17 protein-coding genes are annotated in these 23075 nt (G+C 56.1%); 6 read left to right on the forward strand and 11 right to left on the reverse strand.

Annotation, left to right across the window (positions count from 1 at the left end):
* From PGR79_RS21320 to PGR79_RS21330, 3 genes are all read right to left on the reverse strand, one after another.
* The coding region (locus PGR79_RS21320) for a hypothetical protein (protein WP_430922471.1) at window positions 1–212 on the reverse strand (212 nt) is incomplete at its 3' end.
* Window positions 213–223: 11 nt separating this feature from the next.
* The gene (locus PGR79_RS21325; RefSeq protein WP_015366915.1) at window positions 224–352 is read right to left on the reverse strand and encodes a hypothetical protein; all 129 of its coding nucleotides are present in this window, start codon (window positions 350–352) and stop codon (window positions 224–226) included.
* 2 nt (window positions 353–354) lie between these two features.
* Window positions 355–1824, reverse strand: a complete 1470-nt coding sequence (locus tag PGR79_RS21330) for a nucleobase:cation symporter-2 family protein (RefSeq protein ID WP_015366914.1) — start codon at window positions 1822–1824, stop codon at window positions 355–357.
* A 532-nt stretch (window positions 1825–2356) separates the two neighbouring features.
* On the opposite strand from PGR79_RS21330, the gene ygfT reads away from it, so the two are divergent.
* Together ygfT and PGR79_RS21340 are read left to right on the forward strand one after the other, a co-directional pair.
* Window positions 2357–4294 (forward strand): formate-dependent uric acid utilization protein YgfT, encoded by a 1938-nt coding sequence (gene ygfT / locus PGR79_RS21335; RefSeq protein ID WP_113374654.1) that lies wholly within the window; start codon window positions 2357–2359, stop codon window positions 4292–4294.
* A complete protein-coding gene (locus tag PGR79_RS21340) occupies window positions 4294–4770 on the forward strand; it encodes a 4Fe-4S dicluster domain-containing protein (protein WP_113374655.1) in 477 nt (158 codons plus the stop codon). The genes ygfT and PGR79_RS21340 overlap by 1 nt, the downstream gene beginning before the upstream one ends.
* A gap of 132 nt (window positions 4771–4902) precedes the next feature.
* On the opposite strand, the gene ssnA is transcribed toward PGR79_RS21340, so the two are convergent.
* From ssnA to PGR79_RS21355, 3 genes are all read right to left on the reverse strand, one after another.
* Window positions 4903–6237, reverse strand: coding sequence for a putative aminohydrolase SsnA (gene ssnA / locus PGR79_RS21345; protein WP_430922474.1), 1335 nt, complete (start codon window positions 6235–6237; stop codon window positions 4903–4905).
* A complete protein-coding gene (gene ygfK, locus PGR79_RS21350) occupies window positions 6234–9338 on the reverse strand; it encodes a putative selenate reductase subunit YgfK (RefSeq protein WP_430922476.1) in 3105 nt (1034 codons plus the stop codon). The genes ssnA and ygfK overlap by 4 nt, the downstream gene beginning before the upstream one ends.
* A gap of 269 nt (window positions 9339–9607) precedes the next feature.
* Window positions 9608–10177 carry an NTP transferase domain-containing protein gene (locus tag PGR79_RS21355; RefSeq protein ID WP_113374658.1) on the reverse strand — a complete coding sequence of 190 codons (570 nt, stop codon included), beginning with the start codon at window positions 10175–10177 and terminating at the stop codon, window positions 9608–9610.
* Between the two features lie 34 nt (window positions 10178–10211).
* Here PGR79_RS21355 and yqeC point away from each other — a divergent pair, with 34 nt between their 5' ends.
* Together yqeC and yqeB are read left to right on the forward strand one after the other, a co-directional pair.
* Window positions 10212–10970, forward strand: a complete 759-nt coding sequence (gene yqeC, locus PGR79_RS21360; protein WP_087858452.1) for a selenium cofactor biosynthesis protein YqeC — start codon at window positions 10212–10214, stop codon at window positions 10968–10970.
* Window positions 10971–11012: 42 nt separating this feature from the next.
* Entirely contained in the window at window positions 11013–12638 is a 1626-nt protein-coding gene (gene yqeB, locus PGR79_RS21365; RefSeq protein ID WP_113374660.1) for a selenium-dependent molybdenum cofactor biosynthesis protein YqeB, read from the forward strand.
* Between the two features lie 80 nt (window positions 12639–12718).
* Here the strand turns inward: yqeB and arcC are convergent, their stop codons facing one another.
* The 5 genes from arcC to ygeW all read right to left on the reverse strand — a co-directional run bounded on the left by arcC (window position 12719) and on the right by ygeW (window position 18842).
* Window positions 12719–13651, reverse strand: coding sequence for a carbamate kinase (arcC, locus tag PGR79_RS21370; RefSeq protein WP_087858454.1), 933 nt, complete (start codon window positions 13649–13651; stop codon window positions 12719–12721).
* A gap of 11 nt (window positions 13652–13662) precedes the next feature.
* A complete protein-coding gene (gene hydA / locus PGR79_RS21375) occupies window positions 13663–15069 on the reverse strand; it encodes a dihydropyrimidinase (RefSeq protein WP_087858455.1) in 1407 nt (468 codons plus the stop codon).
* Between the two features lie 51 nt (window positions 15070–15120).
* On the reverse strand, window positions 15121–16332 hold the full coding sequence (locus tag PGR79_RS21380) for a YgeY family selenium metabolism-linked hydrolase (RefSeq protein ID WP_087858456.1): 1212 nt from the start codon (window positions 16330–16332) through the stop codon (window positions 15121–15123).
* Between the two features lie 63 nt (window positions 16333–16395).
* On the reverse strand, window positions 16396–17595 hold the full coding sequence (gene dpaL / locus PGR79_RS21385; protein WP_087858457.1) for a diaminopropionate ammonia-lyase: 1200 nt from the start codon (window positions 17593–17595) through the stop codon (window positions 16396–16398).
* Between the two features lie 59 nt (window positions 17596–17654).
* Window positions 17655–18842, reverse strand: a complete 1188-nt coding sequence (gene ygeW, locus PGR79_RS21390) for a knotted carbamoyltransferase YgeW (protein WP_015366901.1) — start codon at window positions 18840–18842, stop codon at window positions 17655–17657.
* Between the two features lie 485 nt (window positions 18843–19327).
* On the opposite strand from ygeW, the gene PGR79_RS21395 reads away from it, so the two are divergent.
* Together PGR79_RS21395 and PGR79_RS21400 are read left to right on the forward strand one after the other, a co-directional pair.
* Complete coding sequence (locus PGR79_RS21395; RefSeq protein ID WP_113374661.1) at window positions 19328–21106, forward strand: sigma-54 interaction domain-containing protein; 1779 nt, start codon at window positions 19328–19330, stop codon at window positions 21104–21106.
* Window positions 21107–21386: 280 nt separating this feature from the next.
* Window positions 21387–23036 (forward strand): OFA family MFS transporter, encoded by a 1650-nt coding sequence (locus PGR79_RS21400; RefSeq protein ID WP_430922480.1) that lies wholly within the window; start codon window positions 21387–21389, stop codon window positions 23034–23036.
* The last annotated feature ends 39 nt before the right edge of the window (window positions 23037–23075 follow it).

Here is a 23075-nt window from a genome sequence, read left to right on the forward strand (position 1 = left end):
CGTTGGCGACGGATCATGGGGGTTTTGAGACGCGGGGTCAGGATCTGGGTATCGTTAATGAAGTCCCAGCCATAATAGCCTTTCAGACACAGGGTGCCCTGATTGTTTTTCCCCATGGCCGCTTCGGCGCCGACGACCATGCCGTCGTCCGTAACCAGCCGCAGCTTACAGCCAGCGGCGCAGTAGGGACAGACGGTGGTGACTTTTTCCATCGTGTGACTCCTTAAAAATAGTACGGCAACAGATAGATAAAACGGCTGTTAATTCCGAGGGTAATGGCGTCCTGGATGGCGGGAACCGCCATCAGGGCCATCATCAACAGTGCAAAAAGCAGACGTTGCGACATAGACATAATCACTCCTGGCCGTCAGCGGCGGTTTGACCTTTCTGTACCTTGCGCAGCAGCAGCCACATGCGCACCGTACGCACGGCCATGTTGCGGGCAGCCGCGCTCGGCGGCGCCGGGTCCGGTTCCGGGACATCGTGAGAAATACGGAACGGCACGCTGCCGTTCAGCGTCAGGTTGGCGACAATCGCCGTCAGGGTGCCGATAGTGATGCCGCTGTGCAGAAACAGCTGCATCATTGGCGGGAACTGGGTAAACAGATTCGGCACCAATACCGGCATCATGCCGAGACCAAGGGTGAGTGCGACGACCATCCCGTTGTTATTGTTGCGATAGTTGACCTGACCAAGAGTACGAATACCGGAAACGGCAACCATGCCGAACATAACGATACCGGCGCCGCCGAGGATCGGTTTCGGAATCAGTACCACTAGCGCCGCCATTTTGGCGAAAATGCCCATCAGCATCAGAATGACGCCGGAGACCGACACCACGAAGCGACTGCGTACGCCGGTCAGGCCAATCAGGCCGACGTTCTGCGCGAAGGCCGCGTAGGGAAACAGATTGAAGAAACCGCAGATTGTCGTCGCCAGTCCGCAGGTATTCAGGCCATTACGCAGCATGCTGGCCGTGACCTGTTTACCAACGATATCGCCGGTGGCCATGATGGACGACATGGTTTCGACCATCACCACCACCATCACCATCGACAGCAGGGCGACCGGCACGATATGAAATTCAGGCCGGGCGAACTGCATCACCTGTGGCAGATGCAGCCACGGCGTAGCATTGACGAGGTTAAAATCCAGCGGCTTGAAGAAGCTCCATAAAATAGTGCCAATCACCAGACCGATCAGCACCGAGGTGTTTTTGACCACGCCGGTGGCGAAAGTATAAAGGTTAAGAATAATGACCAGCGTGATGGCCGCCATCAGCAGCGAGAAGAGATCGCCGAAACCGGCCATCTCGCTACTGCCGCCGCCGATCCACCCCCCCGCGACCGGCATAATCGAGAGGCCGATCAGCGTTACGATGCCGCCCATCACCACCTTCGGAAAGAAGCGAATGAGACGGCTAATCCACGGCGCGCAGCAGAGGATAAAAATACCCGAGACGATAACCGAGCCGGAGATCGCCCCGATACCGTACTCTTTACCGATAAGCACCATCGGGATCAGCGCGGCGAAAGTACAGCCCTGGATCAGCGGTAGGCGGCAGCCCAACCACTGCTTGATGCCCATCGATTGCACGATGGTCGCGGCGCCGCAAATAAACAAATCGGCGCTGATTAACAAAATAATATGCTCCGCAGGCAAACCGACTGCGTTACCCACCACGAGCGGTACCGCCACCGCCCCGGCGTACATCACCAGCACGTGCTGCAATCCATAGAGAATCATTTGCGTAATTGGCAGGACCTCATCGACCGGCGCGACAGTCGCCGTATTGCGTGAGGCCGGAATGGCAAAATCTTTCATGAAGTAGTTGTCTCCTTTACGACTTCCGCCCGTGCCGAACTGAAAGGGGAGAAGTTACGATTCGAAGGCCATTGCCTCCCTCTGCTGATGATGTTCACCAGCGTATAACGCGCACGGAGTTGCTTATGCGTTAGGAGGGTTATGCGTAAGCTGTGCCAAAAATGAGCGATGCGGCAGTGGAATAATATATTTGTGAAATCAATCACGGGTTGGCATGTTTATTTCTTGCTGGCCTGTTTAGCGCTGCGAGCGGGCATCAGAAATAAAAATGACGAATATCAGTTTGAGATATATGCAGTCTCATTTTGGTAGGCGAAATAAGCGCTAAGAAGATAAAAATGATAAAAAGTCAGGGCTGGCTTGAGATGCCATCCCGGTGATTTGATGAGCTTTTATTTATTCGAAAGTAACAGGAGAGTAATAATTTGAGCTGACTCGCAAAAATGAATAGCAGCAGAAGGTGAGCGCCCAATATCGCCCGAATATTGCAATCCATCCCTAAGACTATTCCAGAAGAATAAAAGGGAAGCAAATGAATCGATTTATTGTGGCCGATGTTGCGAACTGTATTGGATGTCATGCCTGCGAAGTGGCCTGCGTCACGGCGCATCATCAGGATGCCTGGCCGGCACAGCGCAGCGCGTTTGTTCCGCGCATCCATGTTGTCTTCCACCGGAATACCAGTACTGCGACCACTTGCCACCATTGCAACGACGCGCCTTGCGTCACCTCCTGCCCGACTCAGGCGCTGTATGTCGCCAACGACAGCATCCAGTTTACCCAGTCCGAGTGTATCGGTTGCAAAAACTGCGTTGTCGCTTGCCCATTTGGCGCAATTGAGATGGTGGCCAGCGGGGAAGATGGCCCGCACCTGGCGCAAAAATGCGATCTTTGTCGCGAGCGCCCCTCCGCAGAACAGGCCTGCGTGGCCAGTTGCCCGACTCAGGCGCTGCGCGTAATGGACGAGAGCGGGCTGAAACGGTTGCAGCGGGAAAGACAAATCCGCTCTGCCCAGGGGCAGCCGCTGGCCGAGCGTCGTGGCGCAAGGCGCGAAGCGTTCCTGGATAAAGCGCCGCGGGTGGGGGCGAAGAAGCTTGCCGCGGAGGAGCGAAAAGGGCATTTTGCCGAGATCTACCAGCGCCTTAGCGAATGTGATGCCGAATATGAAAGCGAGCGTTGCCTGTACTGTGCGCAAAAAGCCTGGTGCAACTGGACCTGCCCGTTACACAACCACATTCCCGATTTCATCAAACTGGTACGTGAGGGAAAAATTATTGAGGCCGCAGAACTCTGTCATCAAAGCAGTTCGCTGCCGGAAATTTGCGGCCGGGTCTGCCCACAGGACAGGCTATGTGAGGGCGCCTGTACGCTGAAAAACGAAGGCGGCGCGGTGGCGGTTGGCAATCTGGAGCGTTATATCACCGATACCGCGCTGGCGATGGGCTGGCGGCCAACCACAGGCGAGGTCGCGCGGCGTCGGGAGCGTGTGGCTATTATCGGCGCCGGCCCGGCGGGACTGGGCTGCGCGGATATTCTTGCGCGCGCTGGGGTGCAGGTTGATGTTTTTGATAAACATCCTGAAATTGGCGGGCTACTGACTTTCGGCATTCCGTCTTTCAAGCTGGAAAAAACGGTAATGGCGCTGCGGCGCGAGATCTTCAGCGACATGGGGATTCGTTTCCATCTCAATCAGGAAGTGGGGCGCGACGTGGACTTTAGCGAACTGCTGGCTAACTACGATGCGGTCTTTTTAGGTGTCGGCACCTACGGACTGATGGGCGCGGGTCTCGATGGCGAAGACGCGCCGGGTGTTATTCAGGCGCTGCCGTTCCTGATTGCCAATACCCGTGAGGTGATGGGTCTTGAAGAGAGCGCCGAATATCCGTTAACCGACATTAAGGGGAAGCGGGTGGTGGTGCTGGGCGGCGGCGATACGGCGATGGACTGTTTGCGCACCGCGGTGCGTCGCGGAGCCGAGAGCGTGACCTGCGCCTATCGTCGCGATGAGTTAAGCATGCCGGGCTCGAAAAAAGAGGTGGTGAACGCGCGAGAGGAGGGCGTGGCGTTTCAGTTTAACGTTCAGCCGCAATATATCCTGCGTAACCGTAAAGGCCAGGTCAGCGCCGTCGGGATGATCCGTACCGAAATGGGTGAACCAGGGCCGGATGGCCGCCGCCGCCCGCGGCCAATTGCCGGTTCAGAATTCGAACTCCCGGCCGAAGTGCTGGTGCTGGCGTTTGGTTTCCAGGCCCACGACATGCCTTGGCTGCGGGGGCACGGCATCAAACTTGACCGCTGGGGGCAGATTGTGACGGGCGGCAAAGGTCGCGGCACCACGCAGACCAGCCATGACAAAATCTATGCCGGCGGCGATGCGGTACATGGCGCCGATCTGGTGGTGACGGCAATGGTTGCCGGGCGCCAGGCCGCAAGCGAAATGCTGGCGCGATTTGACCATAAGGAGCGGTGATGACCCATTTTATTCTTGCCAGTTCACAGGCCTGTATCGGCTGTCGTACCTGCGAAGTCGCCTGCGCACTGGAGCATGTAGCGGAAGGGGCGGAATTTCATCCGCGATTGAAGGTGATGCGACTCGATGCGTTGAGCGTGCCGGTGATGTGCCATCAGTGTGAGAACGCGCCATGCGTCGGGGTCTGTCCGACCGGCGCATTAGCGATGGGCGCCGAGCGGGTCGAGGCCGATGCCGGGCGCTGCATTGGTTGCCAGAGCTGCGTCGTCGCCTGCCCATTTGGCGCGATTACTATCGAGACATCGGCGGCGCATCCGCCGGTTATTGTGAAGTGCGATCTCTGCGAGCAGCGAGAAGATGGCCCGGCCTGTGTATCGGTGTGCCCAACGGCGGCAATATCGCTGATGACCGGTGAGGCCCTGGCGGCGCTGCAGAAACAGAGAACTATCGCCAGCGCTAGCTTGTTGAGCTTGTAAGCGACCCCCGGATGGCGACGCGCTGCGTCTTATCCGGGCTACCCAACGATGTTCCTGCGCTATTTATAGCCCCGCTAGAAGCCAAAAAATAAACCCGGTACAGCGACCGGGTTTTGTTTTTGCGTGATGGGTTTACGGCAACGCATCCATCCGCTGCCACATCTTCTTCGCCACCTTCCGCGCTTCGGCGAAAATCGTATCGCAATCAATAGCGAACTGCCGATCCTCATAGACCATGACGCCATTTACCATCACGCTATGAACGTGGCTGGCCCCCAGACCGAAGGCGATATGCCCGGCGAGATTCGCCGCCAGCAGCGGCGTCGGCGGAATATAATCGCTGATGGTTAAATCCGCCTTATAGCCTGCCTCAATACGCCCAAAACGGTCGTTAAAGTTGCGGCTAAGCAGCGTGTTACCGTTGCTTAATGCCCGCGCAAAGCTATCCGGCCAAAGCGGCCCGCCGGCATCGCGGTGTTTAAAGAAAGCGAACTTGAGCTCTTCGAACATATCGGAGCCGATGCCGTCGGTGCCCAGCGCCAGGTTGCGAAACGCCGTCAACTGCTGGTTATAACCAACGTGGTTGTTCATGTTAGAGCGGGCGTTATGGACAAGGAAACCATCACGCGCGTTCAGCAGTTCAATATCAGCTTCCGACAGATACAGCCCGTGCGCTACCAGCGTTTTACTATCGATGAGATCGAACTCCGCCAGACGTACCAGCAGATCTTTACCGTAGTGATGGTGGCTATGAGAAACGTCGTAACGGTCTTCCGCCATATGAATATGCAGGCCGCGCCCGGTTGTTTTTAATGCTTCGCGAAGCATTAATAGCCCCTCATCAGGAACCGTAAACGGCGCATGGGCGCCGATATGCGCTTCTACCAGATACGGCTCGTCGCCGCTTTCCCGCGCCCGATCGATTTCGCGGGCAAAACGGATATTTTCCTCCACGCTTGCCTGAAGTTCCTGCAGGCCGCCGTTACGGTCGGTGGTTTCAAAGCAGGTCATGCCGCGCAGGCCTACCTTGATGAAAGCGTTACGTAACTGACTTAATGACCCAGCGATATAGTTTGGCGACGCGCTGTGGTCAATGACGGCGGTGCAGCCGCTGCGAATGGCCTCCAGCGAACAGATAAGCCCGCTGTAGTATAAGGATTCCTCATCCAGCGCGCGGTCGAGCCGCCACCACAGATTTTTCAGCGTCGAGATGAAATCGGGACTCGGCGCAATATTGGCCTGAATCCCGCGCGACAGGCCGGAATAAAAATGGTTATGCGAGCAGACCATCCCCGGCATCACCAGCCGGCCGCGCATTTCTTTAATACGCGCCTGCGGATAACGCGGGCTCAGGTTCGCGCCTGTTTCGAGAATTCTGTCATTTTCGATGACGATATCGACACCTTCTTCCACTTTTGCCGGGTGAAGCTGGGCAAGAGTGGCATTTTTAAGCACTAAGATACTCATACTTCGACGGCTCCCAGCAAATAGTGATGATGTTGATGAACGTGGCTGATGATGCGGCACATGGCATCCAGCTGCGGCGGTACTTCAGCGAACTGACCCTGAGTATCGATTTCCAGCTGCCAGATCAGATCGTCCTGGCGGACATGAACCCGCAGCTGTTCCACGAGGAAACCCGGATTACTGCTGTTGTTGAAATCCTGTTCGAGGCTAAAAACGGTGACTTTGTCTTTATAAGGCTTGCCTTGCCATGGGCAGAACTGCGCGCAGTTGCCGCATTCGTTGCAGTACGCATCGAGGTGCAGCGTCTGGAAGCGGTTGTCGAACCCCGGTACCGCAATTGAGACATTGGCGCGGTTCGGGCAGACATCAACGCACTTGCTGCAGACGTAATTACATTCGAGGCAGCGTTCCGCCTCCTGCGCGACAAAAGCATCGCGGTCGTCTTTATCAACCTGAGCGATAGCAATGGTCCCTTTGCGGCGGTAGATGTCCGCGGGATCGACGTTATTCCACTGTTTATCGCCGAAGTGGCTGCGGATATTCTCGCGCTTAAGGATTGCATCGCTGGCGCGACGGGCGTTGCCTATCGCCGAGACGATTGAAGAAGGGCCACGCTGTACGTCGCCAATCAGGAAGACGTTAGCCAGACGGCTTTCGCCATCAGCGTTAACTTCAGGCCAGCCGTGGTCGTTGAGCGGGATCCCCATAGCCGCCAGCGCTTCGCCATCCTGCTGTTCACCGATGGCGGTAATCAGCGTATCGACCTGCAGCGTCCAGGTTTCATCGGTGGGCATTGGGCGACGTCGACCTTGTTCATCAGGCTCACCGAGGGCCATGGTGCGGACGGTCAGCGTGCCGTCAGCGGCGAAATGCTCCGGGTTACTGAGAAAACGGAACGTAACGCCATCCTGGAGGGCTTCTTCGTACTCCTCGCGCCATGCCGGCATCTCCTGCTGGGAGCGGCGATAAATCACCGTCGCTTTCTCAACGCCCGGGATGCGCAGCGCCGCGCGGGCGCAGTCCATTGCGGTGTTACCCGCGCCGACAATGGCCACGTGTTTACCTACTTTCAGGCGATCGCCGTGGTTGAACGCCCGCAGGAAGTTGAGCGACTTATGAATATTCGGATTGTCGCCGCCAAGCTTCACGCCGCTGTTTTTGTCGGTGCCGGTGCCGATCAGTACATAGCGATAACCCTCCTGACGGAGTTTTTCGACGGTGAGATGCGGGTCGCAGCCGTAGACAATGTTGACGCCGTGATTAACAACGAACTCAATATCCTGCTGGATAAGTTCAGCGGGAATGCGGAAATGCGGAATGATATTTTTTACCACTCCGCCCGCGTTGGCTTCGCGTTCAAAGAGCGTGACCGGGTGGCCGGCGCGGGCGAGGAAGTAGCCCGCCGCCAGCCCCGCCGGGCCTGCGCCAATCACCGCAACCGGATTTCGGCTGCCGGAACCTGCCGGTTTATGCCAGCGGCGTTGGTATTCCGGCCAGCCTTTCTCAAGGGCGATTTTTTTCAGCTCGCGGATATTTAACGCGCTGTCATAATCAAGACGCGTACAGTTGTACTGGCACTGGTGATCGCAGATGTGACCGGTAATCGCCGGCAGCGCGTTACGTTGATAGATAAGCTCCAGCGCATCGGCATAGCGCTGTTCGCCCATCAGGCGAATGTATTCCGGAATATCCTGTTTGATGGCGCAGGCGCTGACGCAAGGGGCGACGTAGCAGTCGGTTAACGGCAGCGGCTCGCCAACGTCGATGCGATCGTCAGGCTTCCAGTGTTTTTGCGTGTACTCCATGCTGACCGCTTTTTCCGCCAGCGCGTTCAGGCGCTTGACGTCGACCTGATTCATCTCCCAGCCATCGGCCTGCTCCAGCTCGCGCATGCACTGGCTAAGACGCAGATAACCACCGGGTTTTAGCAGATCGGTCGCCATGGTAATGGGGCGGATCCCGGTTTCAAAGATATCGCGAATATTGAGCTGGCTGGCGCCGCCGGAGTAGGAGATCGGGAGTTTGCCGTCGAATTCACGCGAGAGCAGCGCCGCAACGTTGATGGAGAGCGGGAACAGCGCGCGGCCGGACATATACATCTCATCGCCGGGCAGTGCGCCTTTATTGTTGACCGTGCCGAGGGTGTTGGTCAGCTTCACGCCGAAGCCAAGTTGTTTACTTTTCGCCAACGCCATCAGGCGCGTCAACATTTCCAGCGCCTGGCCGATTTTAAGATCGTGTTCAAAAGATTCTTCATTCAGACCGATATAGTCAAAGCCGCAGGTGTCGAGAATTTCGCGTACCCGCGGGTAGCCCAACAGCGTCGGATTGAGCTTCACGAAGGTGTTGAGCTGTTTCTCTTCCAGCATATAGCGGCAGATGGCTTCGATTTCATCTGGCGGGCAACCATGCATGGTAGAGAGGGTAACCCCTTGTACCAGTTTTGCAGGAATGCGTTCCGCGAGCGTCGCCAACCGTGGGCGAATATCATCCAGCGACAAGCGGGTGAGGAAGGCGTCATCATGCAGCCAGCGGTTCAGCGTGTCGCGGTACTGGGTAAATTTTGGCTGCCCGGCGGCGTTCATCATATTATCGATAAACTGCTGCATCGGCGGTTGCTTGATCCCTTCCAGGTTATAACCGACGCTCATATTGAAAATAAAGGACTTACCGTTCTTCGCCGGCGTGAACGGGAAAACCTCTTCCAAAAGATGCAGAATAAACCATGCTTTAAGATACTCATCCCACGCTTTTTGCAGCGTAAATTCCGTAGACCATTCGGTGTTAAAGCATTCGTCTTCAGCATCGATGCAGGGTTTTTCCAGCTCAAGCCGGTCGAGGATCTGTACGGTTTTCAACTCGATAAATCGCCCACCGGTGAGCCAGGCGGTGATGATGTTCTGCGCCAGTTGGGTATGTGGCCCGGCGGCGGGGCCGATTGGGGTGGCGCAGCTTTCGCCGAAGACGCTTACCCGGCGTTGGTTGGCAGGCGAATAGAACTGCTGCTCAGGAATACCAAAAATGGAATGGTGTTGTTGATACTCATCGAAAATGCGCGTCAATAATTCCTCAAACGGGACGGGACGCATGATATCCCCCATAACCCTCTCCTTTATTTGTGCAATCAAATTTGCCGGTTAGTAGTGCTTATTCCGACGGATAGTCAAGGAGGAGCAACAATCGAACCAGTTATTAAAGGCAGAAGGTTTGAATAATTAAAAATGTGAGAGAGATCTAAAGAACACCTGGCTTTGTGAATAGGCTCACGCTATGGTAATGAGAATTAAAATCACTCTATATTTTTATCCGGCGGGATTTCTCAAAATAAACGGCGAAATATCACAATGATAATTTCCCGACAAAGGCATGATTAATCCTGGTTTTGCAGGCGAATAAAATCAGCAGGGGTATCGATATCCCAGACCATTTGCGGAAAATCTAACTCCAGGCAGCGATGGCGGCTTTGTAATAACCGTTTGCGCATTGAGTCTGGTCCATCGAGAGTGATAAGTTGGCGCAAGTGCGTGCCGGCAATAAGAATGGGATGGCCCGGTACGCCTTGATATTGCGGAAGAAGAGCGCTGTCTCCGCGATGTTGCCACAGCCGCTGGAAAAGTGCAGCCGGCAGGCAGGGTAAATCGCCGAGGGTGATAAAACAGTAGTTGTTTCGCACCTGGCTTGCGCCGGCGCAAACAGAAGTAAACAGACCCTGCTGATAGTTGGGATTATAAACCAGGGTTATTTGCGGATGCGCCGAATAGCGTTGATGTAACTCCTCTGCGCGAAAACCGCTCACCAGAATAATACGCGAGCAGAATTGCAGGGCATTTTTTATACTTGCATCAAGTATTGTCGTTCCGCGCCAGGGTAACATCATTTTCCACTGTCCCATCCGGGAGGACAATCCGGCGGCGGTAATAATACAATCGACCTGTCTCATACTCCTCCCTGAATAATGGAATCCTGGCCAGCGCATGGAAAATATACCGCATATGCAATCGCTGTTTTGTGATTTAGGCGTAAATGATGGTCCGCTGCTCATTTCCGCCGTCGGCGCGGGAGGCAAAACCAGTACCTTAATGTGGCTGGCGCAGCGTTTTCTTGAGTCTGGCCGGCGAGTTCTGCTCACCACGACCACCCATATGTATCTCCCGGCATCACTACCTGTGGTGATTTGCCGCGAACCGCTGGCGCTGCCTGTCGAGGTTTGGCAGCGGCCGCTGCAGGCCTGTTACGCCTCATGGCTCGCCCCTGCGGGTAAGGTTCGTGGGTTTAGCCCGCAACAGCTTGATGCGCTGGTTGCCGCGGGGCGCGTGGATGTGGTGCTGGTAGAAGCTGACGGGGCTCACGGTTTCGCCTTAAAAGCGCCAGCTGAGCACGAACCTTGCATACCTCAATCCTGTTGCTGCGTTATTGCCGTCATGGGGGCCTGGAGGCTCGGGCAAAACGTTGGGCCAGCGACCGTTCATCGCTGGCCCCTTTTTTCCCGGATCACCGGCGCGGCGCCGGATACGGCGCTGAGTTGGCCAATGCTGCATCGCTTAATTACGCATCCGCAGGGAGCGTTTAAAGGCGTTCCGCCATCCAGTCGCCGGATCCTGCTGCTGAATCAGCTTTCTCAAAATGAGAATTTACCGGAGGAGGCGCTGTTGCAGCAGTGGGGGATTAACGCCCTGTGGGCGGGAGCGGTACAAGAGCAACCCGCGATAACGCGACGACGAACAACAGAGTGACGCCCCGGCTTGGGCGCATAGCGGATATCCATTGAGGTTGTTATGAATATTTTCTCTGAAGCGGCAAAACTCGAAGCACAGAATCGCCCGTTTGCGCTGGCGCAGATTGTCGATAGCCGCGGCTCAACGCCGCGCCATTCGGCGCAGATGTTAATTCGTGAAGATGGTTCGATAGTCGGCACCATCGGCGGCGGCATGGTTGAGCGCAAAGTGATTGAACAGGCGCTGGAAGCGCTCAGCGAAAAAGCGTCGCGCATGTTTCATGGGCGGATGGCGCGCAGCGGCAGCGATGCGGTCGGCTCCGATTGCGGCGGGGCGATGTCGGTCTATATTAGCGTACATGGCCTGCGCCCGCGTCTGGTGCTGATCGGCGCCGGGCACGTGAACCGCGCGGTGGCGCAAAGCGCGGCGCTGCTCGGTTTTGAGGTGTCGGTGGCCGATATCTATCCAGAGAGTCTGAACCCCGACTATTTTCCGCCGGCAACGCAGTTGCTGCATGCCGAAACCTTCAGTGAGGCGGTGGAAAATCTGGCGATCCGCGGCGATGACTTTGTGTTAATCGCCACCAATAACCAGGATCGTGAAGCGCTGGATAAACTGATTGAACAACCGGTCGCCTGGCTTGGGCTGCTGGCGAGCCGCCGTAAAGTCCAGGTGTTTTTACGCCAGCTGCGGGAGAACGGCGTTGCCGCAGAACATATTGCCCGCCTGCACGCGCCGGTCGGCTATAACATTGGCGCCGAAACGCCGCATGAGATAGCGATTAGCATTCTGGCGGAAATCCTGCAGGTAAAAAATCGTGCGCCAGGCGGCCTGCTGATGGCGGCTGCCACGCCTGCGCAGCAGCAGTTGGTCGCTATTCGCGGCGCCGGCGATATCGCCAGCGGCGTGGCTCTGCGCCTGTGGCATGCCGGGTTCAAAGTGGTGATGCTGGAAGTGGCGAAGCCGACGGTTATCCGCCGTAGCGTCGCTTTTGCCCAGGCAGTCTTCGACGGTGAAATGACGGTAGAAGGGGTGATGGCGAAGCGGGTGTCATCCGCTCAGGAGGCCATCCGGGTAATTGAAAATGGCGTGATTCCGGTATTGGTGGATCCGCTGTGCGAATCGCTGACTGAACTGCGCCCTGTCTGCGTGGTGGATGCCATTCTGGCGAAAGAGAATTTTGGTACGCAACGAGAAATGGCGCCAGCGGTTATTGCGCTGGGTCCTGGTTTTTGCGCCGGCGTGGATTGCCATGCGGTGATTGAAACCAATCGCGGTCATTGGCTGGGGCAGGTGATTTACGATGGCAAAGCGCAGGAGAACACCGGGGTTCCAGGTAATATTCTTGGGCATACTTCCCGGCGGGTGATCCGCGCGCCGGGGGCCGGGGTGATGCGCGCGATGGTGGCGCTGGGTGATATTGTTAACGAAGGCGATATCATCGCCACCGTCGGCGAGGCCGAGATTATTGCGCCACTAAGCGGTATGGTGCGTGGTTTGCTCAGCGATGGGTTAGTGGTTGATAGCGGCTTTAAAATTGGCGATATCGACCCGCGCGGCGCCAGCGCCGATTTTACCAGCGTCTCCGATAAGGCGCGCGCCATTGGCGGCGGGGTGCTTGAGGCGCTGATGACGCTGATGAATAAAAGAGTAAAAGAGAAGAGTGAGTTATTGTCGGTGGCGTAGATAGCAGCACGAAACCGGTGTTGATGGCCTCAAAATCCCCGGTGGCGCTACCGCTTACCGGGGCTACATTCGGTGCCTTTTTACCCTTCAATGACCGTTCCGGTTTTTCCTTCAATCCCTTCTTTGGCTTTATTTAATACGGTGATGAGCGCTTTGCGTCCCGGACGTGAACGGGCGAATGACGCGGCGGCCTCAACTTTCGGCAGCATTGACCCCTTAGCGAAGTGGCCTTCACGAATGAACTGCTCGGCATCGCTGAGCGACAGCTTATCCAGCCACTGCTCGTTGGGTTTGCCAAAGTTGATCGCCACTTTCTCGACCGCGGTCAGGATGATCAACATGTCGGCGTCGATCATCGCCGCCAGTTTAGCGCTGGCCCAGTCTTTATCAATTACCGCGCTGGCGCCGCGCAGATGATTGCCTTCGCGGATTACCGGGATCCCGCCGCCGCCCGCGGTGATCACCACGTGGCAGGCGTCCATTAGCGCTTTGACCGTCTCTTTCTCAATAATATCAACCGGCTGCGGCGAGGCGACAACCCGGCGATAGCCGCGTCCGGCATCTTCTTTCATGATGTACCCCTGACGCGTCAGCTGTTCCGCTTCCTGTGCCGTGAAAAAAGAGCCGATAGGTTTGGTCGGATTTTTGAACGCCGGGTCGTTGGCGTCGACTTCCACCTGGGTGATGATTGTCGCCACCGGGATATGCATCGATCGCGACAGCAGCTCCTCGCGCAGGGCGTTTTGCAGGTCATAGCCGATATAACCCTGGCTTAGCGCCACACAGACCGACATGGGCAGCATCGGGGTATGGGCCTCGGTTTTGGCAGCGGCTTCGAAGGCAAGGTTAATCATCCCAACCTGCGGGCCGTTGCCGTGGGTCACGACTACCTGGTGGCCCTGGGCTATCAGGTCGACGATGGCCTGCGCGGTTTGTTTGACGGCCTGCATTTGCCCGGCCAGATCCTCGCCAAGCGCGTTACCGCCGAGGGCGAGTACAATTTTCTTACTCATGAATGCCTCACTTAAGATGTGGTTCCGCTGACCGGAAGGTGAGCGGTAGAAAAGGGATCGCGGCGTAAGAAGCGCCCTTGGCCAGCGCTGCCGGTAAAGGTGCCATTATCAAAAATGACCCGACCATGCGATAAGGTCTGGCGAATCGCGCCCTGGCAAATAAAGCCCTCCCAGGGTGAATAGTCGGCGTTGTCATGCAACATCTCATGGCGGATCGTGGTGGTGCGCTGTGGATCGATAATGACGACATCGCCGTCTGCGCCGGGCGCTAATCGTCCTTTTTTCGGCCACAGGCCAAACAGCTTCGCGGGAGTGGCGCTGGTTAGCGCGACGAAACGCTGCGCTGAGATCCGCCCGGTCATGACGCCGTGGGAAAACATGAGCAACAGGCGGTTTTCCACCCCCGGTAGGCCGTTCGGACAGCGGCTGAAATCGCCTCCGGAGAGCTGCTGGCGTTGGGCCATCGAGAAAGTGCAGTGATCGGTCGCCACCACGTCGATCGAACCATCGGCGATACCACACCACAGCGCATCATTGTTGCTGGCGTTGCGCAGCGGCGGGCTTAACAGATATCCCAGCGCGTCTTCGCGTTCATAGCACCGGTCGTCAAGCAGCAGATATTGTGGACAGGTTTCAATCCACACCGGCTGGCGCCGCCGCTGGGCGAGACGCAGATAATCCAGCCCCAGGCCGTTGGAGAGATGAACGATATACAGCGGCGCGTTGTCGGCGAGCTGGGCGAGGTTGATCATTCGCGCGATAGCCTCCGCTTCACACTCCAGCGGGCGGCTAAGGGCGTGGTAGCGCGGCGCGGTTTTACCGGCCGCCAGAAATTCGGCCCGTTTACGGGCGATAGCGGCGTCGTTTTCCGGATGAACGGTGGTTAGTGCGCCGGCGCGGTGGAGATGGCGCATCGCCTGAAGCACTTCATCATCGTTCAACTTATACTGGTAGGTCAGGTAGAGCTTGAAGCTGCTAATCCCGGCTTCAACCATCATCGGGATTTCATCGAGGATGGCATGGTTGATATGCTGGATAACGCCGTGAAAACTGTAGTCGATCACCGCTTTGTAGGCAGCATATCCGTGATAGGCCTCTAGCTGATGACGAAGGCGGCAGCCGGCGGGGCCGAAGCCCATATGATCGACGATAGTGGTGGTACCGCCGCAGGCGGCGGCGCGGGTGCCGGTGAAGAAATCATCGCAGCTGCGGGCATGCCCGGTATCAATATTAAAATGAGTATGAACGTCAATGCCGCCGGGCATGACATAGCAACCTGCGGCATCGATAGTCTGGCAAGGTTCGGTCGGGGTAATCCGTTCGGCGAGCTGGCTGACCAGGCCGTTTTCAATGAGCAGATCCTGTTTTGCCTGGCCGTCGGCGTTGACCACGATGCCGTTTTTAATCAGTACGCGCATAAAAACTCCAGACTCCCGCCGACGCGCGGCGGGAGGAATAACCGAACGAACTTACTCCGTTGCCAGCCAGCTCAGCGGGATTGCGGCGTACATCGCGGCGCAGGTCACCAGATGCTGTTTCCAGGTTTTTTCATTTGGCGCATGGGCTTCCGGCTCTTTACCCGGACCGAAACCGATAACCGGGATGCCGTGACGGCCCATGATGGAAACGCCGTTGGTGGAGAAGGTCCACTTGTCGACCACCGGCGCTTTACCGAACAGCCCTTCATAAGCGTTGCAGAGCGCGCGCACGGTGAAATGATCCTCTTCCACTTTCCAGGTCGGGAAGTAGCATTCCGTTGGATAAACCAGCCCGGTCCATGACGGACGCTCATAGTTGTACATTGAGACCACGGCGCCGGCCTTCTGCACGGCAGGCAGGGCGCGGATTTCATCCAGCGCGCCTTCCCAGGTTTCGCCCCAGGTCAGACGGCGGTCGATAGAGACCGCGCAGCTGTCGGCAACCGCGCAGCGGCTTGGCGAGGTGAAGAAAATTTCTGAAACGGTGAGGGTGCCTTTACCCAGGAACTCATCGTTGCCCAGGTTATGGGAGAGCTCCTGCAGCTCGTTAAGAATCGGCCCCATTTTGAAAATCGCATTATCGCCGCGCTCCGGCGCCGAGCCGTGGCAGCTGACCCCCTGAACATCGACACGAATCTCCATACGCCCGCGCTGGCCGCGATAGATTTGGCAATCCGTCGGCTCGGTACTGACCACGAATTCCGGGCGAATGCCGGACTGTTCGATGATGTACTGCCAGCACAGACCGTCGCAATCTTCCTCCTGAACGGTACCGGTCACCAGCAGGGTATATTCATCTTCCAAACCGAGATCTTTGATGATTTTTCCAGCGTAGACCATCGACGCCATCCCGCCTTCCTGGTCAGACGCGCCGCGCCCACCGATCAGTTCGTCGGTTTCCATTCCCTGATAGGGGTCAAAGGTCCAGTTCTTGATGTTACCGATGCCAACGGTATCGATATGCGCGTCCATGGCGACCAGTCGCGGGCCGTGGCCGATATAGCCCAGCACGTTGCCCATCGGGTCGATCTCGACTTTATCGAAGCCGACTTTTTCCATCTCTTCTTTAATACGATGCACGACGCGTTTTTCGTCACAGCTTTCGCTGGGGATGGCGATCATATCGCGCAGGAAGCGGGTCATATCCTGCTGGTAGTGGTTTGCTTTTTCGACAATCAGTTTGAAAGGAATGTGCTTAGCCATGAATTAACTCTCCGGTCCTGGTTTCCCGCTTCGCGGGATGAATATGTTGAATAAGTTGAACGTTTATTGTGCTGCCGGCAGTTTGCCTTCCCAGACGACCTCGCGGTAATGCTGCACGTCGGTGTCGCCTTCAGTGCTGATGACCAGCACCACGGAGTGAGTATCAAGCCCCAGCTTGTTCATTAGCGCCTGGCGCTCGGGATGGAAGTGGACGGCGGCCAGCGTCCCGAGCCCGACGGCGCCGGATTCTCCGGAGATAACCCGGTGGTCATTGCCGACAGGATTACCGAGTACGCGCATACCGAGGGCGGCAACGGCATCCTGGCAGGAGATAAATTGGGTGGCGCAGTTGCGCAGAATTTCCCAGCCCAGCGGGTTAGGTTCGCCGCAGGCTAGTCCTGCCATGATGGTGGCCATGTCGCCGCCGACGTTGACGATGTCGCCTTTTACCCCGGAGCGATAGATGCAGTCCGCCAGTTCAGGTTCCACAATCACCGAGTGCAAATCGCGGGCGCCGAAGACGTCGACCAGATAGCCGAGCACGCCGCCTGCCATCGCGCCGACACCCGCCTGCAGGAAGACGTGGGTAGGGCGAGCAATGCCCATCGCCGCCATCTGTTCTACCGCTTCATCGGCGAGGGTGGCGTAACCTTGCATAATCCAGGTCGGGATTTTGGTGTAGCCTTCCCATGCGGTGTCCTGTACCACTTCCCAGCCGTTTTTCTGTGCGGTTTGCATGGTAAAACGCACGGTATCGTCGTAGTTCATATCAGTAACGATACATTCCGCGCCGAGGCGCAAAATGGCATCCACGCGTTCCTGCGCTGACCCTTTCGGCATGTACACCACCGCGTTTTGCCCTAGCTGCTGGGCGGCCCAGGCGACGCCGCGCCCGTGGTTGCCATCGGTGGTCGTGGCGAAAGTCATCTTCTCTTTGATGGTGGATTTGAGGGTATCAAACGAGAAAGCGTTAATATCGAGATGGTATTTTTCGCACAACAGTTGAGCGATGGCGTAGGCGCCGCCGAGCATTTTGAAGGCGTTGAGGCCAAAGCGCTGGGATTCATCTTTTACCAGGATGTTCTTTACGCCGAACAGCGTCGCCAGTTCCTTCAGGGCATACAGCGGCGTCGGTTGGTAACCGGCGATTTTTTGATGAAAATGGCGCGCCTGTTGCGCCTGCTGACGAGAGAACAGCGGCGAAGTTTCACCGGTAAAGAAACGGTTGTCGGCAATATCCATTTTCAGCGAAAAAGCAGACATATTCTGTCCTTATCCTTCTTTGGAGTCGGGGAAGCCGGCCCGCAGACCGGCTCGCGAAGTTATTTGATGCGTTTTTGCGCGTCCTGCAGCAGTTGCTCCAGCAACTGACCGGGTTTGGCATATTTGCGACAGAGGATCATGGCGGCGATGATGTATGGCTTCCAGCTAGCCTCTTTATAGGTGGCGATACGGTATTTCTCGAACACCGCTTCGGTGACTTCGCCCTCCTCGCAGGAGACGCCGGTAATATCCGCCGGCAGGCAATGCATATACAGCGCGTCACCGTCTTTGGTGTGCTTCATCATCTCTTCTGTACAGTGCCAGTCTTTGTGATTGGCGTTCTGGGCGAGACAGGCTTTTTCCAGCGCTTTCAGCCCGTCATGGTCGTTGGCGCGCAGTAGCTCGGTGCGCTGTTCCATCACTTTGTATGGTGCCCAGGATTTCGGGTAAACGATATCGGCGTCTTTAAAGGCTTCCGCCATATCGGTGACCTGACGGAAGCTGCCGCCGGATGCCGCGGCGTTTTTCTTCGCCACTTCGATAACATCCGGGATCAGATCGTAGCCTTCCGGATGGGCGAGGGTGACGTCCATACCGAAGCGGGTCATCAGACCGATGATCCCCTGCGGAACGGAAAGCGGTTTGCCGTAGCTTGGTGAGTAGGCCCAGGTCATGGCAATTTTTTTACCTTTCAGATTTTCCAGCGAGCCGAAGTGCTCACGCAGCCAGGCCAGGTCGGCCATCGCCTGCGTCGGATGGTCAATGTCGCACTGCAGGTTAATTAATGCCGGGCGCTGCGGCAGTACGCCCTGTTTGTGACCGTCATCCAGCGCTTCGCCGACTTCACGCATATAGGCGTTGCCGGCGCCGAGGTACATATCGTCGCGGATACCGATAGCGTCAGCGCAGAAGGAGATCATATTGGCGGTTTCACGTACCGTTTCACCGTGGGCGATCTGCGACTTGCCTTCGTCGAGGTCCTGCTGCGCCAGGCCGAGCAGGTTTAACGCCGAGGCATAAGAGAAGCGGGTGCGGGTCGAGTTATCGCGAAAGACCGAAATACCCAGTCCGCTGTTAAAAACTTTGGTCGCGATGTTTTCCGCCCGCAACGTTTTCAACGCCGCGGCGACATCCAGCACCTGCTTCAGCTCGTCCGGCGATTGCTCCCACGTCAGCAGGAAATCTTTTTCATGCAGGTTAGAGTTGAGCTTATTGATATCCTTGATCAGTTCGTTAACAGTTTTCATATTTCGATCCTGGTAGTGAATGACGGCTTATTGATTGCTGTGCAGTCGAAATGACATTGATGTAAGTGGCGACGGCCAGCGCTGTATTACCACTAACAATAAGCGTGCCAGTTATAATTGAGTCGCGGTGGCTGAGCAGAAAAGCCGGAAATTATGCGAGGCGGGTCACGAAAAATGGCTTGTAACGCTCACTTGATGGAAATGAAATTCATTTGCCAGTTGTTACGGCAAATTAAATTTGAACCATCAGACAAGCGTAGATATCGATCTGCGACGATGAGTTTGTCACCAAAATGATAATTTTGACCTGCGGATTATCATATTGAGAGGAAAATGTGATACCTCTTCCATATTTTCTTTAAGCTGTAAAAAAGCGCAGGGTTGGCACCTTTTTTCAGGTCGGCCGGCGGTAGTATGATAAACGCAGAATAAAAAGAGTCGATCTTCAGCATTTTCTTTCGGCTACTGATATTAAAAGGTCAATTATGATTCCCTCCAATTCGCTATCCGTTTTAATGCAGATTCAGCCAACGATTCAACGTTTTGCCCGCATGCTCTCCAGCGTGTTACAACTCGAAGTCGAGATTGTCGACAATACGCTGTGCCGGGTCGCCGGTACCGGCGCCTACGGTAAATTCCTGGGGCGAAAATTAAATACAGATTCGCGACTTTTACGTTACATAATAGAAACAAAAAAAGAAAAGGTCGTGACTCATTCGCGTTTTGATCCCTTGTGTAAAGGTTGTACCAATAAAGAGAACTGTAAAGAGAAGGCATTTCTGGGTACCCCGGTGATTTATCAGGAACAGTGTGTCGGGGTTATTAGTCTGGTCGCCTTAACTCGCGAACAGCAGGAGCGCATTAATGACAACCTCCACGAGTTCTCAGATTATGTACGCCACGTTTCTTCAATATTTGTCTCCCGCCTGTTAGAAGACCAGGGTGGGGGAGACAATATGCTTAAAATGTTTTCCACCATGATTGAAAACATGGATCAAGGCGTGCTGGTGGTTAGCCAGGATCAAAAAGTTAAATTTGCCAATCAGGCGGCGATGAAAATCCTTGGTGCGAATCACGGCAGTATGATTGGCAAAACTATTCATTTTCGCCCGCTGACTTTTGCGCAAAATTTTATTCGCGGCCATGTTCAGCACGTGATTTCATTTGATGATAAGAAAGAACTGATTATCGGTCAGCTGCACGCTATTCAGGATCAATGGCTGTTCTTAATGGCCTTCCACCAGTCGCATTCGTCAGCCGATCTGGCGCCGTCGCAGGATGGCCCGCAGATTGAACAGATGGTTGGCGAATGTCGGCCAATGCGTCAGCTGAAAAAACTGATTACCCGCGTGGCGCCAAGCCCGTCGAGCGTGATGATCGTCGGTGAAAGTGGGACCGGCAAAGAGGTGGTCGCTCGTGCGGTGCATAAGCTGAGCGACAGACAGGCGAAGCCTTTCATCGCGATCAACTGCGCGGCCATCCCCGAGCAGCTACTGGAGAGCGAGCTCTTTGGCTATGTCAAAGGCGCATTTACCGGGGCCTCGGCCAACGGTAAGACCGGTCTGATTCAGGCGGCTAATCACGGCACGCTGTTTCTTGATGAAATCGGCGATATGCCATTAACCCTGCAGGCCAAGCTGCTGCGGGCGATTGAATCGCGCGAAATTCAGCCGGTGGGCGCCAGCCACCCTGTACCGGTCGATATCCGCATTATTTCGGCCACCAACCAGAACCTTGAGCAGTTCATTGCCGAAGGGAAATTCCGCGAGGATCTGTTCTATCGGCTTAATGTCATCCCACTGCGCCTGCCGCCGCTGCGCGAGCGTCAGGATGATATCGAATTGCTGATTCACTATTTCCTGCATCTGCACACCCGTCGGCTGGAGCTGGTCTATCCCGGCGTGTCCCCGGAAGTCATCGCCTTACTGAAGAACTACCGCTGGCCGGGCAATATTCGCGAGCTGAGTAACCTGATGGAGTATCTGGTTAACGTGGTTCCCTCCGGCGAGGTGATTGATCTTTCTCTGCTGCCGCCAAATCTTATCAGCAGCGGCAAAGTCACCGAGCGGGAAAGCACCCGGGCAGCGCCAGCCAGCGTTGCGAAAGAAGAAGAGGGGGGAACGGCGCTGGAGGAGATGGAAAAACAGATGATCCGCGACGCCCTGACGCGCTATAGCAATAAAAAGCAGGCCGCCGATGAGCTCGGGATCGGCATTGCGACGCTGTATCGCAAAATCAAAAAGTATGAGCTGGTCGGGGTTTGATAAGCCGTATCACTCTGAGAGCAACGTTTATCAAAATCGCCGATCGTTATTGATCTGGCAACGAAAATGCCCTTATACGCGGAAAAGAGAAAATCACTACCGCTGATTTTCTCTTTTTTTACGCCTTTGAACTTCATCTCATTAGTCCTTATCCGCTCTGCTTGCTCGCTTCAGTCACCATTTTCTGTTCGTTTTTTCAGCGGCTGGCATTGTTCTTGCCTTTACCGTTTGCCATCGGCTGCTGCGATAGCCGGCAAACAAACATGATAAGGACAGGAACATGGTGCAGATAAATGAGAATCTCGCGACTCCGCCCGTTTCATCGTTGAGTCGTTTTTTTGCTAAGCCCCGCATTATTGCTAAACCTGGATTTAACCGCTGGCTGGTCCCACCCGCGGCGCTGGCGGTGCATTTGTGCATTGGTATGGCCTACGGCTTTTCCGTCTATTGGCTGCCAATGTCGCAGCTGATCGGCGGCAGCGCGCCGCTGCAGTGTCCGGTCGATATGTCGTTCTGGCAGCAACTGGTTACCCGCCAGTGCGACTGGAAAATTTCCCTGCTCGGCTGGACCTATACGCTATTCTTCGTTTTTCTCGGCTGCTCCGCGGCGCTCTGGGGAAGCTGGCTGGAGAAGGTTGGCCCGCGTCTGGTGAGTTTTGACGCCACCCTCTGCTGGTGCGGCGGCCTGCTGCTGGCGACCGCGGCAATCTATTTTCATCAGCTGTGGCTACTGTGGTTGGGCGCCGGCGTGATTGGCGGCATTGGCCTGGGGCTTGGCTATATCTCGCCGGTCTCAACGCTGTTGCGCTGGTTCCCTGATAAGCGAGGGATGGCCGCGGGAATGGCGATCATGGGCTTCGGCGGCGGGGCGCTGGTGGGAGCGCCGCTGGCGAATTGGCTAATCAATTTTTTCGCCGATGGTCAGGAAAGTGGGGTATGGCAAAGCATCCTGGCGCTGGCGGTGATTTATGCGCTGTTCATGCTCTGCGGCACTTTTGGTTACCGTCTGCCGCCAATGGGCTGGCATCCGCGCGGCGCGAAGGCGCAGCAAGCCATCAGCAAACAGCCAACTATTCAGGTTCACGTCAGCGTCGCGTGGCGTACCCCGCAATTCTGGCTGCTGTGGCTTGTGCTGTGGCTCAACGTTACCGCCGGGATTGGCATTCTCGGCATGGCCTCGCCGATGCTGCAGGAGATTTTTGCCGGAAAGCTACTATCCCTGGATCTGGGCTGGCAGGAACTCAATGCAGAACAACTGAAGCGCATCGCGACAATGGCGGCGGGATTTACCGGCCTGCTCAGCCTGTTTAATATTCTGGGGCGCTTTTTCTGGGCTTCTGTTTCCGATATGTGCGGCAGGAAAGCCACCTTCGCGCTGATCTTCTTTCTGGGAACCCTCCTTTACGGCACACTGCCGTTGATTAACCACGGCGGCTACGTGGCGTTTTTTGTCTGTGCGCTCTGCGTGATTATCTCTATGTACGGTGGCGGTTTCGCGACCATCCCGGCATATCTTGCCGATGTATTTGGCTCACAAATGGTTGGCGCGATCCATGGTCGTCTGCTGACTGCCTGGTCGGCGGCCGGGATCAGCGGCCCGGTGCTGGTCAACTATTTGCGCGAGTACCAGCTGGCGCAAGGCGTGGAACCCGCGAGAATTTATGACATCACGCTGCTGGCGTTGACCGGGTTGCTTATCATCGGCTTTATTTGTAATCAGCTGGTTCGGCCGATTCCGCAGAAATATGCCATGACCGCGGAGCAACAGCAGCAGGCGAGGGGGCTGTATACTATCAATAAAGACGCGCAGCTGAGCTGGGAACCGACGCCCGCGCCGCTGCTGCTGACGCTAAGCTGGCTGGCCGTCGGTATACCTTTGCTGTGGGGAATGGGCACCACCTTGCAACAAGCGGTTAAGTTCTTTATGTAGACCATCAGAGGCAAGCACCCAACGGGCAGGTTGGGTGCT

The sequence above is a fragment of the Klebsiella sp. 141161 genome (assembly GCF_050600815.1).
Lineage (GTDB): Bacteria > Pseudomonadota > Gammaproteobacteria > Enterobacterales > Enterobacteriaceae > Klebsiella > Klebsiella aerogenes.